6 protein-coding genes are annotated in these 13,771 nt (G+C 38.2%); all 6 read left to right on the forward strand.

Annotated elements, in window-relative coordinates; genetic code table 11:
- Positions 1-423: 423 nt before the first annotated feature.
- From H5072_RS02905 to H5072_RS02930, 6 genes are read left to right on the forward strand one after another with little or no spacing between them, the layout of a single operon-like run.
- Complete coding sequence (locus H5072_RS02905) at positions 424-1,749, forward strand: surface lipoprotein assembly modifier (RefSeq protein ID WP_182692618.1); 1,326 nt, start codon at positions 424-426, stop codon at positions 1,747-1,749.
- A gap of 12 nt (positions 1,750-1,761) precedes the next feature.
- Entirely contained in the window at positions 1,762-2,883 is a 1,122-nt protein-coding gene (locus H5072_RS02910) for a FecR domain-containing protein (protein ID WP_182692619.1), read from the forward strand.
- Between the two features lie 39 nt (positions 2,884-2,922).
- On the forward strand, positions 2,923-9,054 hold the full coding sequence (locus tag H5072_RS02915; RefSeq protein WP_182692620.1) for an S-layer family protein: 6,132 nt from the start codon (positions 2,923-2,925) through the stop codon (positions 9,052-9,054).
- Positions 9,055-9,063: 9 nt separating this feature from the next.
- The gene (locus H5072_RS02920; RefSeq protein WP_182692622.1) at positions 9,064-9,897 is read left to right on the forward strand and encodes an MBL fold metallo-hydrolase; all 834 of its coding nucleotides are present in this window, start codon (positions 9,064-9,066) and stop codon (positions 9,895-9,897) included.
- A 20-nt stretch (positions 9,898-9,917) separates the two neighbouring features.
- Entirely contained in the window at positions 9,918-12,137 is a 2,220-nt protein-coding gene (locus H5072_RS21455) for an adenylate/guanylate cyclase domain-containing protein (RefSeq protein ID WP_310735806.1), read from the forward strand.
- Complete coding sequence (locus H5072_RS02930; RefSeq protein WP_182692623.1) at positions 12,109-13,770, forward strand: HD family phosphohydrolase; 1,662 nt, start codon at positions 12,109-12,111, stop codon at positions 13,768-13,770. Before H5072_RS21455 ends, H5072_RS02930 begins: the two co-directional genes overlap by 29 nt.
- Position 13,771: the final 1 nt, after the last annotated feature.

Below are 13,771 nucleotides of genomic sequence, written 5' to 3' on the forward strand. Positions count from 1 at the left end.
TCATCCCTAGATTAAAAAATTTCAATCCACAAAGATCAACACGCCCTAATTAGTAATAATATTTAATAAACAAGTATTTAATACCAATTCGCTTAATTAAGTGATCTATTTTGAGGATGGAAAAACATGTTGATAGCTTGGCAAAAAACTCGCTATTTAGTTGTTCTCGGCAATTGCTCCTGCATTGCTCTACCTTCTGCATCCATGCAGTCGTAAATGAGAATTTTATAACACAGGTAGCGACACGTTTAGCCCCGCAAAATGATTAAGTATTATCGCGGATTGGTATAACTCGTTACTTATCTACAATTAATTAACCAATGTGACTGTATTAACTATACTTAGCTACAAAAAGTGGTAGGTTTCTAATGTTGGCATCACTTTTACAAAACATCAAACTTCTACTGGGATATAAAATTAAGCATGATTAAACAGGTTTTAGGAAATTTACTGTGTAGTTGTTTAACTGTAATGAGCTTTAACTCATTGGCTCAAAGCAATGATGAATTCAATAAGCTATTGATTGAGCTTCAAAAATTAGTTTCTGAAAAAAAATACACTCAGGCTTATCAAAAAAGTAATAGCGAATACCAGTACCTAGGCGAACCCGTATACGACTTTTTATTAGGGGTCAGTGCACTTAAAACAGGGCATGCGGCGCCAGCTGTATTTGCCTTTGAACGTGTGGTTGAAAACAACCCAAGGTGGTATGAAGCTCGTTTGTATTTAGTGCGCGCTTATTTAACAGTTAATAATTTACCTGCTGCTGACACACAAGCTTTAATACTGATTAACTCACCTAATACACCTAATAACATAAAGTCTTCAGCACAGTCGTTACTTGATACAACCACACTTAAAAAACAAGAAGCTAGGCGTTCTTATAAGCAAAATATTGAGCTTGCCCTTGGCGTAGATGGCAACGTAAACGCAGGTACTGCAGAAAATACGATTATAATTCCTAATATTGGTGAATTTTTGTTATCGCCAGAAAGTAAAAGTACGCAGGACAACTATGCACGACTTAATTACAGAGGAAAGTACTCTCACCCTATTGACCAAAAAAGCTTAATCACTTTAAGTATTGATACCGGGTGGTACAAGTTTGAAGAACTCAGTCAATACGATCGTATAAATGCGCACATTAATGCCGCCTATCAATATAAACAAAATGACATAAGTTGGTTTGCACGAGTTGCTACCACTCCGTTGATGCTTGATGGCGAACTTTATCGTACTGAATCAGCTTTAACGGCCGGAGCTAATTTTACGCTAAATAAACAAGTTAATTTATTTAGCTCTTTGACTGCGGGTGTTTTAAACAATAGATTTGATGAAAAGCTCGATAACTCATTTTATGCGATGAATGCAGGTGCTAGCTATGCAGCTAAAAATTGGTTTCAAAGCTTAAGCATTAACGCTAAAAGCGAGGAAGCTGACATTACTGAAGGTGAATTTAATAGCCGTAATATTACGAGCTTGTACTACCAAGTGAACACTCAGTTGGCTCAACATTGGCAGTTGTTATCTCTTGCTGGATACCAATGGATTAATTATAAAGATGATCACCCTTTATTTTTACAAGAACGTGCCGATAACCTCTTTATGTTCTCAACTTCTGTTCGCTACTTAGTTAATCGCGATTTAGCCATACAGTTGGCTGCCAACTATCAAGATAAATCCAGTAATATTTCTTTATTCGAATATGACCGTTTAGATATCAATTTAAGCGCTTCTTACTCATTTTAATTTAAGGTATTTATGAAACATTTACTCCCTGTAATTACCACTTTACTTTGTGTAAGTTTTTATACACAAGCAAACGACCCTGCTGGTAAAACTATTTTAGCACGAGGCTCTGTACTCGCGGTTGATGGAAGCAATGAACAACAACGACAGTTGCAGCGCAGAGATACTGTTTTTGGCGTAGATCGCATTACGACTGGAGAGAAAAGCAAAGCGCAATTTTCGATGTTGGATGGTGGTTTAAAAGCCTTAAAAGAAAACTCAGTATTAAATATTGCTAACTACGAATTTAATGACAATACCCAACAAGGCTCTGCTTCTATTGAGTTACTTAAAGGCGGTTTGCGCTCTATTTCCGGCGTAATTAAAAAAAATGGCGGCTCTTATAGTGTAAAAACTCCCGTAGGCTCTATTGGTATACGCGGAACGCATTTTGAAGTTCAACTGGTTAAAGGCGATGTATTTTTAGCGGTATGGGATGGCGCAATAGATTTAACGTTAGAAAATAATAACGTGGTTTCTTTGGGTGATAACGAAGCATTTTCGTTTGCACAAATTACAGCCACTGGTGAAGTCTTTAAAACAACACGTGCGGCACGTGTGTTTGATCAAAATATAGTAGCAATTGATCCTAAAGACGACAACGAAGAAGAAACTGAGCAAGCATCGGTAACTGAAGTTGAAGTAAATGCTTTTGAAGCAGATACAGGTGTTATGGATATATATTCTGAACAACAATTTCAAACTGTTAGCAGCGCATCTTTAGTCGATCAAATAGCTCAGCGCCAAGGTGTATTTAACTATGAAGTATCAAGCTTTAATGTAAATTCGAGTGTGGGTGCTGTTACTGACTTTGCTATGACTATGGCAGTTGATTTTGATAATGGCACCGTGCCTGATGGCGAAATTAGTTTTAATGACGCCGGTGGAAATTGGTATGCAGCTTACAGCGGCTTAATAAATTTAAGCGAACTTGAACTGGCCGTTACATTTGCATCCCATGGTAACAATAAAGCCGAGGGCGATGTTGAAGCAATATTTTTGAATGACTTAGACAACATTACTGGCAACTTTAATCTTAACGAAATAAATAATCCTGATGTAAATGCTAGCGGCTCTTTTAAATTAGAACCATAAACACATTGGATACAAAGCTTTTATTATGGAGTATTTAAAATGACAGCAAAAAATATATTTTTGCTTGGTTCTATGGTGTTTTTGTTAAGTGCCTGTGGAGGCTCAGAAGAAAGCCCCACTCAAGAGGCAATACAATCACCTACGGCTGAAGTAATACCGCCAACGGTGACTAGCTATATAAATTTGGCTGGTGTTATAGCGAGTAATCAAACCAAGAGTACAAAAGTTTTAGGTGCTGTCACTTCAAGTAGAGGAGTTGTTGGAGCAAGTTTAGCAAATACTCGCGCTAATATTGTTTTTCCACAAACAAACGACACCGTACAAGGTAATGTTTCTTTTTTACTTGAAGCTTCGGATACTGATGGCATTGCTGAAGTTAATTTAGTGCTCCCTAGTGTTAATAAAAGCATATCACTGTGTTCTTCTGATTGTGGTGTTGGCTACGAAAAGTCAATTATAGGCCTCAGCCCTGCACTTTATGGCGTAATTCCTGGGGAAATACGCCTTGAAATATGGATAACTGACACTTTAAATAATCAGGTACTTGCTGATGCAATCACTTTTAACTGGCAACCATATCAAATTGAAGGTGTTACAGCACAACGAGACGAAGGTAATATTAATCTTTCGTGGCAAGCTAACTCCGAACTTAATCGTTACAACGTTTATATTGCAACTCAAGCTGGAGTCACATCTACTAACATTAATGAATTAGAGAATGGGCAACAATTTTTAAGTATTCAAGATACTGCATTAAGCATTACCGAGTCACTTACAGATAAAAGTTATCAAGTACTTATTACCGGTGTTGATGGCAGTGGTGAAAGTGGTTTTGCTAATATAATAAATATAGCGCCAGTGGGTGGAGAGCTTGCATTTGCACCAGAGGCTAATGCCGATCAGTTTCAGATAAATGAAGATCAAACTCTGCAAGGTAACGTGCTAACAAATGATACGAATCAATACAGTGGCGATTTACGTGTAAATACAGATGCATTAATTCTACCGCAGCATGGCACTCTTAATATAAATGAAAATGGGGATTTTACTTATATCCCTATTGCAAACTTTAATGGTGAAGATGCCTTTAGCTATCAAGTTGCTAACGAGCTAGGTATGACAGATACCGCAGTTGTAGAGATAACCATTTTAGCTATTAACGACGCTCCTATTGCGCTTGATAATACTTACAGCATTACAAACAATGGAACCTTAGTTGTCCTATCGCCAGGCTTACTTATAAACGATAGCGATATAGACTTAGATGACTTAACTGTTGATACAACGCCGGTTAGCGAACCAACAAGAGGACAATTAACCCTTTTTGATAATGGTGGCTTTGAATACCAAGGCGAGCAAAATATGCAAGGCCAAGACAGCTTTCAGTACAGAGTTGTTGATGCACAAGGTGCTCAGGCTATTGCAAATGTAACTATTGTAAGCTCAAACACTAACGTAGCCCCTGTAACAAAAAATGATAGCTATAGTTTAAGCGAAGATGAAACACTTGTGGTTACAGCTGCCAATGGTGTGCTTAGTAACGATACTGACCCAAATAATGACAGTTTTTCAGTTGATGAAACGTTTATGGTGGCACCCACACATGGCCAACTATTATTAGCAACTGATGGCAGCTTTAGTTATGTGCCGGATGCTAACTTTAATGGTGTTGATCAATTTCAATATCAAGCTATAGACTCATTAGGTGCAACCTCTACAGCCACAGTAACTTTAGTAATAAACAGCGAACCCGATAACCCTGTTGCACAAAATGATGCCTATCAATTTAGCAAAAATAAACTATTTGAAGTAACAGTACAAAATGGCTTGTTAATTAACGACTTTAATATTGAGGCTGGCGATTTATCAGTTAATACCACGGCAATTAATGCAACTCAAAATGGCGAACTTACATTAAATGCTGATGGCTCGTTTACCTATCAGCCAGACTTAGGTTTTATTGGTGTAGATAGCTTTACCTATTCAATTTCAAATGAGCAAGGCTTAACTGCAACAGCTCAAGTAACCTTAAGTGAAAGCGGCGTTAATACTTTTCCAGAAGCCAATGACGATCAATATACGTTAGACGAAGACAGCTCTGCATCTTTATTAGATGTGCTAGCTAACGACACTGATGCAGATGGCGATACAATTACTATTTCTAATATAGAAAATACTGCTGGTGAAGCGACTATTGTCGCCGGAAAAATACAGTTTACTCCACCAGCAAATTTTTCAGGTGAGATAGTACTAACTTACACCATTACTGATGGTTATAGCACTGGTAATGAAGGTATAAACGACAGAACAGCAAGTGTGACGATTACTGTTACACCCGTTAATGATGCCCCTAATGCAAATGCTGACTCAGCAACGATGAGCGAAGATGCTCCTGCTTTATTAGTTAACGTATTAGCTAACGACTCAGACATTGATGGCGATACTCTTGTGATAACAGCTGCTACTGCAGATATAGGTTCTGCATCTGTTGTTGATAATAAAATCCAATATACGCCTACTGCTAATACAAATGGAACAGCAATTATTAACTACACAATAAATGATGGGAACGGCGGTACTGCAACTACTAACTTAACAATTACTATTACTCCCGTAAACGATGCTCCAATAGCAAACGCAGACTCAGCTACAATAGATGAAGATGCAGCGCCAATACTAATAAATGTATTAGCAAATGACTCAGACGTGGATGGCGACAGCCTTGCCATAAGCGCAGCATCAGCTGATATTGGCTCTGTATCAGTGGTTGGCAATCAAATTCAATATACACCGGCAGCCGACGACAACGGCTTAGCAACAGTTACTTATACTGTAAGCGATAGCAACGGCGGCGCCAGTACAGCAACGTTAACTATCACTATTACTCCCGTAAACGATGCTCCAATTGTAAACGCAGACTCAGCTACAATAGATGAAGATGCAGCGCCAATACTAATAAACGTATTGGTAAATGACTCAGACGTGGATGCCGATAGCCTCACTATCAGTGCAGCCTCGGCAGATACTGGTTCGGTCTCAGTAGTTGGCAATCAAATTCAATATACACCGGCAGCCAATGTAAATGGACTCGCAACTGTTGTTTATACGGCAATTGATAGCAACGGTGGTGCCAGTACAGCAACACTATCTATTACTATTACTCCCGTAAACGATGAACCCATTGCAAATGCCGACACCGCGACTATGGATGAAGATGCTGCGCCGCTACTCATTGATGTGCTGATTAATGATACAGACGCTGATAGTGATAGCCTAAGCATAACAGCAGCGTCAGTCGATAGCGGTTCAGTATTCGTTGTCGATAACAAACTACAGTACACACCGGCTGCAAATAACAACGGTATTGTTGTTGTCAGTTATACTGTAAATGATGGGAATAACGCTACAGGTACTGGTAGTTTATCAATTACGATTACTCCTATTAACGATGCTCCAGTTGCGTCAAACCAAGGTTTTAATATTAGCGAAAACGCAACCGATGGTGACACTATTGGGACTGTTAGTGCCTCAGACATTGAGAACCAAAATTTAAGTTACACCCTACTCAGTGGTGCTCCCATATTCGAAATAAATAATGATTCTGGCTTATTAACTGTAAAAGGTGAAAGCCCGTTTGATTTTGAAACAACTCCTCAGTACATATTGAGCCTAGCTATTACTGACGACGGTACGCCTAACGAAACAACTACTATTAATATAATAATTGATGTCACTGATGATGCGGAGCCTCTAGTTCCTGTTGAAGATGAAACATTTGGTCGTCCTATAACAGGTGAACTTGAGCTTTCGGGTGTTTTTTCAAGTGGTAAATTTAATGACAGTATTGAGCTAAATAATAACCTTTACTTTGTAGGTTTTAGTAATAACAGCGACAAAGATATTGTTATTGCATCCTATACAACGAGTGGTGTAATAAATACAGCATTTAACAGTGATGGCGTTAAAGTATTAGATTTAGAAAATGATGAACAAGCAACAGCTATCATCTCTGATGGTACAAGCCTCTTTGTTGCTTACACTAGTTTTGATGGCACAAATACCGAAGCATGTTTGTTGAAAATGAATACCGCTGGCGTATTAAGTAATAACTCTGGAGATAATAATTCAGGTATTCACTGTACCGCATTAGCAAGCACTCTCGTTATTAATGACCTTGAGTTTAGCGACAATAAAATTCAAGCTGTTGGTAAGTCATTTAATGGTAACGACGACGATAGCTTATGGATAAAATACGATATATCTACACTCGCTTATGAAGCCGGAAGCCCTAAAATAGTCGATGTGAGCGGCGCTAATAGAGATGACGAAGCGTTTGCTATTAAAAACTTTAATAGCTCTGATCTTATGGTTGCTGGCAGTGTAACAAGTGCAACTGGCGATAAAGACGTACTTATTCGTTATTTAATTTCTGATGGTGAAAACAACGGAAGTTTTAATGGTAGCGCAGCATTATCGTTCGACTTGTCTGAGAATAATAAAGATGACGAATTATTTGCAATTGGCGGTGCTAAAAACACCGACTTTACAGCTTTTGCAGGTGGTTACATAACTCGTAACAGTGGTGAAAAAGAAGCCGTGGTTTTGGCTATTGATAAAACGGGTACTCTTATAACGAGTTTTGGTGATGCAGGTACTGCTATTTACGATATTGATGGTAACGGTGGTGCAGGTAATGGTGGCGCGAACGTAACAGGCGTAAAATACGAGCCAATTAAAAATGGAATTACTTTATCTGGCACTACCGGTGTTTCAGCTAACGAAAAGTTATATTCTGCCCGTATTTTAACTTCAGACGGCTCACTTGATAGTACTTATGGTGCATCAGGTATTAATATCATTTCAGATATCAATGGAGAACAATTTGCAAAATCAGCAACTATAGATGCTAATGATACTGTATGGATATCGGGTGTTGTTGACGACTCAACCACCAAACCATTTGTTGCTGCGATAGACGATCAAGCTGCATTATTTACCAATTTTGCTGATGTTGGCTACCTTACTTTTGATACTATAAGCGCAGAATCTGACGATCAATCAATGCACGTTTTACAACTGAGCAATGGCCCTCATGCCGGTAAGTACATTCTTGCATCAACGGCTAAATCGGACTCAGTTACTAAGTTAGTATTAACACGTTTTACGAGTGCGGGTGATATCGATACTAGCTTTAGCGAAAGTGGCCATAAAGAAATCGCCATAGATTTGAGTAAGTCGCGTGTTGCTTTAACCGAGCAAAGCGACGGCAATTTAGTTATTACAGGCTCTAAAAATAGTGAAAATGGTGAAGCGGGCTTTGTAGCTAAAGTTGATCAGTCTGGTAATTTAGACACTTCATTTGCTACAGATGGTGTATATACAACCTCTGTCAGTGGCGCAGAATTGGTAAACCTGACAGGTATTGCACTTGATAATAGCGGTAACATTATTACTGTTGGGTCAATCGTAATAAGCGGCACTCCTAGCCCAATCGTTATAATGTTGACACCAGAAGGTACCCTTGAGCCAAACTTTGGCACTGGTGGAAGTATCATAGGCTCAGCTTTTGAGTACTATAACCGCATATATACCGACAATGCAGATATTTTCATTGGTGGTAAATCAGTATTAAGTGGCACTTCAAAGCTAATCGCATTGAAGTTAAGCTCAAACGGTACTGAGGTCTTTAAATATGTAGGTGAAGAAACTACAGATACCGACAATAAATTAGTACAAATTTTAACTGACACGACAGGTAAGTTATATTTAATAGCGAACCTTATTGATTCACCAAATAAAGCCAGTATTACGCGATTACTTGCATCCGGAGTAATTGATGACAGCTATCCGTTAGGCCAATACGCGTTAGCTTCAACGGGGGATACCGAAGTAAAAAGTGCCGTTTTTGATAGCAACAACAATATTGTTTTAGTTGGTATGGGCAATAATAAAGGAATGTTAGCGCGCATTTTAACTGACGGTACTTTAGATAATACGTTTGGAGCCAGTGGTGTCGGATTTTATGAAGCAAGCCAATGTGTCAGTACACATGTATTTACTTCAATTATCCTGCAAAATGATACCCAAGTTGTTGTAAGTAGCACTTGTAATGACACTAACTCTAACAATGTTAGTATTTCTAAATTCAATTTTGAAGCAGATGGAGCTTAGCCTTAAATTATGAAAGTTGAATTTTTTGGTGTTAGAGGCTCGATGCCTTCAGCTGGAAGTAATACACACATTTTTGGGGGAAATACCTCATGTGTGTACATTGAACAAAACAACGGTAAAGATCTTATTTTAGACTCTGGTACCGGTATTGTAGAACTCGGTACACGTTTACTAGAAACACAAAGTCCTATCAATATTTTGCTAACGCACAATCATTGGGATCATATTCAAGGGTTTCCTTTTTTTAAACCTATCTACCAGCCCAACCGCAATATAACCATTGTAGCTGGCAACGTTGATGATAAAAAAAGCCAAGATGCCATATTAAAGCAAATGAGTGGTTCGTACTTTCCTGTGTGTTATCAGGATTTACCTGCCAATATTACGCTTAATACTGATTTATCGTCTCAAAAGCAATTTACACTTAACGGTTTTTTGGTTTCGACTGCTCCACTGAATCACCCTGGTGGCGGTACTGCTTATTGCATTAAAGCAGATGAAAAAAAGATAGCTTACGTTACCGACAATGAGCTAAACCCACCAGACAAGCTAAACACAAGTATTTGCGAATGGAGTAATTTTATTGAAGGCGCTGATTTACTAATTCACGATGCTCAATTTATAGATGCAGACTTGCCTCTTAAGCATGGTTGGGGTCATAGCACCATAGATCAGGTTGCTGAGCTTGCTATAAAAGCGAGTATTAAAAATGTGATTATTATTAGCCACGATCCATCAAGAACCGATGAACAGTTGTTGGCTATAGAAAAATATTTACACACGCAGTACGCTCAACAGGTAAAAATAGAATGCGGCCGAGAAGGACGAGTTTTTGATTTTTAGTCTATCAAGGAGCGTTACTCATTAGCTTCTTAAAACCCATTACCTCAAAGCACTTTTTTATTGGCGCTGTTATTACGTTAATAATTGCATCAATAGAGTTATTTTCAACTGGGTCGCTTGCAAAGTTAGTTAACCGTGTAGAAGGTATAATATACGACTCTCGATTATTACTGACGCTTTCAGAGACGCCTAGGCGCATAGATGAAACCGTTGTAATAATTGATATCGATGAAAAGAGCATGCAAGAACAAGGACGCTTTCCTTGGAGCCGCTCAAAATTAGCAGACCTTGTTACAAAGCTTAGTGATGCAGGTGTTATTGTTATTGCATTCGATATATTTTTTTCTGAACAGGAAGAAAACCCTGTTACAAAAATTATGTCTGAAATTCCTGATTTATCAAAAAAGTACACCATCCCCTTTGCTGAAATTACTAAACAAGTCGATGCAGACACAAAACTAGCAAGCGCATTATCTAAAAATGATACTGTTCTTGGTTTTTTACTAATTGATGAACAACTGACTAATCAAAACTTGCCAGCTAAAAACAGTGTTGTATGGGCAAGCGAAGAGCACACTAATTCACAAATAAACCAGTTTCCTGGTGCTATTGTAAATATTCCACAGTTACAAAATGCTGCAACGGGCACCGGCTTTATTAATGCACATATTGACGAAGATGGCTTTATACGTAAAGCAGCTCTTATAAATCGAGTTGGCGATAAGCTTTATCCTTCTTTAGCACTTGAAGTTGCTCGACTTTATACCCTTGCTGAAAACATAGAAACCCGTTCCAATAGGTTAGATGGTATAACCTTATTCGAAGGTATAAAGTTTCAAGATAAGTGGATTCAAACTGATGAGTATGGGCAAATATTAATTCCTTACAAAGGGCGTGCGCATAGCTTCCCCTATTATTCGGCTACCGATATTTTGACCAAAAAAATTGGTTTAGATGAATTAGAAGGCACAGTAGCCTTTATTGGTACTTCCGCCGTAGGGCTTGCTGATTTAAGATCAACACCTGTTGGTTTGCAATACCCGGGTGTGGAGGTTCATGCCAATATATTTGAAGGGTTAATGCACCCAGAGCTACTTCCCTCTAAACCTAATTGGTCACAGGGAGCAAGCTTACTCATCATTGCATTGACGGGTTGCGTACTGTCGTTTTTTAGCCACGCTAAGAGCGCACGTTTTATTATTGTTTTGTCTCTTACAGTCACAAGTGTCGTTATATTTTTAAACGTTTATTTATGGTCAGTACAAAAAATTAGTTTACCTTTATTAATGCCTCTTTTACTTATCATTATATTAGCCGGTTATTACATCATTGTAGGCTCTATCGCTGAAATGAAACACAGCCGAAAAATAAAATCTATGTTTGACCAATATGTTCCTCCTGAGCGAATAAACCAAATGATACTTCAAGGTAAAAGTTTATCTCAAAAAAGTGAGCGAAAAAATATGACGGTGTTGTTTGCCGACATTCGTAGTTTCACTTCACTATCAGAAAGTATGTCGCCTCATCAGTTAAGTGAATATTTAAACGAATATCTTACAGCTATTACCAAAATCATATTTGATCATCACGGAACTATTGATAAGTACGTAGGCGATATGGTGATGGCATTTTGGAATGCCCCACTGAAAGATGAAAACCACGCTCGCCATGGTGTTGAAGCCGCAATGTCTATGATCAACGGGTTAACTAAAATAAATCAGTTATTTGCAGAAAACAACCAGCCTGCAATAAAAATAGGTATCGGTTTAAGTACTGGCGACATGAATGTAGGTGATATGGGTTCGGTTTATCGTAAAGCCTATACAGTTCTTGGTGATACTGTTAATTTAGGTGCTAGAGTAGAAAGCTTGACCAAATTTTATGGCGTAGCTATTCTTGTTACAGAAGAGACGATGAAAAAATGCCCTCATATTTCATTTCGTTTAATAGATAAAGTGCAAGTTGTTGGTAAAACAGCCGCTGTACAGTTGTTTGAACCTATAAACTTTACAGATAAGCTCGATGAAGAGCAGTTAAATGAAGTTAAAAAGTCGCAGCAGGCCATGACGCTTTTTTATAATAAAAACTGGCCACAAGCACTTAGCTTATTTAAAGAACTACGCAGTACAACCGTATTTAGCCCCAACATTTATGCCATTTTTATTGAACGTATTAAGGGCACTGATTTGCAAACACTAGCTAAGGATTGGAATGGTGCCTTCAAACATACTCAAAAGTAGTAAACATATGCGACAGCACATTAAAGACAAAACAAATCTTCAGCACTTTATCGATATTAGCATTAGACTAACAACCGAAAAAAACTCGTCTAAGTTACTTGATGAAATACTGCAAGTTGTAATGTCGATAGCACATTCTGATGCTGGCAGCATTTACTCTATTACCCCAAACAAACAACTCAAGTTTGAAACGGTAATAAACAAGTCATTAAATCTTTATTTAGGTGGCACGTTAGGTGGTCCTGTTGATTTTCCTAATATAGATCTTTTTATTGATGGCAAACCAAATGACACTGCTATTGTTGCGCATTCTGTTAATACAGGGGAAGTGATTAACATTCCTGACGTGTATGATGCCTTGCCTTTTGATATGAGCGCTGCACGCAAAATGGATGCACGCACGGGTTATCGTTCTGAGTCCATGCTAACAATTCCTTTAAAAGATCATGAAGATGACATTATTGGCGTAATCCAGCTTATAAATGTAAAAGATGCGCAAAATAAAAACATTCCTTTTAGTGAAGAGCTCGTCACTCTAATTCGATCTTTTGCCTCTTTAGGCGCTATTTCGCTAACTAACTCAACACTAATTAAGGGAATGGAAGATCTCTTTTCGACCTTTGCTGAAACAATTGCGATGGCAATAGATGAAAAGTCTCCTCATACCGGTGGCCATTGTAAACGAGTGCCAGCACTCACGTTAATGCTAGCTGATGCCGTTAATGATATAAATAAAGGTCCTTTGGCTTCATTTTCGATGACTGAAGCTGACCGACATGAGCTTGATATAGCTGGCTGGTTACATGACTGTGGGAAAATAGCGACCCCAGATCACATCATGGAAAAGTCGACAAAACTAGAAACTATTTTTGATCGAATAAAATATGTAGATGCTAAATTTGAAATAATTAGCCGAGATTTAAAAATAGCGTATCAGCAAAAGATCATCTGTGCGATGAAGCTGCAAAAACCTATCGAAGTTCAACAATTTGAACGCCTACTTGATACCGAGCTTAAACAGTTGGCATTAGACCGTGCATTATTACAGCGTGTGAATGTAGGGGGCGAGTTTTTAGGTGATGCAGAACTTGAGCACATTGAACGCATTGCAAACAAATACCAACTCGTTATTAATGATATTAATACACCATTGCTCTCAGCTGATGAAGTTGAAAACTTAACAATACGAAGAGGCACGCTAACCGAAGCCGAACGTGAAGTAATGAAGCGTCATATGGATGTAACTAAAAATATTTTAGATGCCCTGCCGTTTCCTAAACACTTAAGCAATGTTACTGAATATGCTTTAGGTCATCATGAAAAACTTGATGGTACTGGTTACCCAAGAGGTTTAACCAAAGAGCAAATGTCGGTGCCTGCAAGGTTAATGGCTATTACGGATATTTTTGAAGCGCTATCTGCAGTAGACAGACCCTACAAAAAAGCAAAACCGGTCAGTGAGTGTTTATTTATTTTAGGGTCAATGGTTGCTAAAAACCATCTTGATGGTGATATTTTTGCTATTTTTATTGAGTCAGAGGTTTATAAAAATTATATCAACGAGTATGCAGATCCAGAGCAGTTAGATGAGATAGATTTTGATAATTTACCCGGTTACACACCTATAAGTTAGC

The sequence above is a fragment of the Pseudoalteromonas sp. SR45-5 genome, assembly GCF_014163565.1.
GTDB lineage: Bacteria > Pseudomonadota > Gammaproteobacteria > Enterobacterales > Alteromonadaceae > Pseudoalteromonas > Pseudoalteromonas distincta.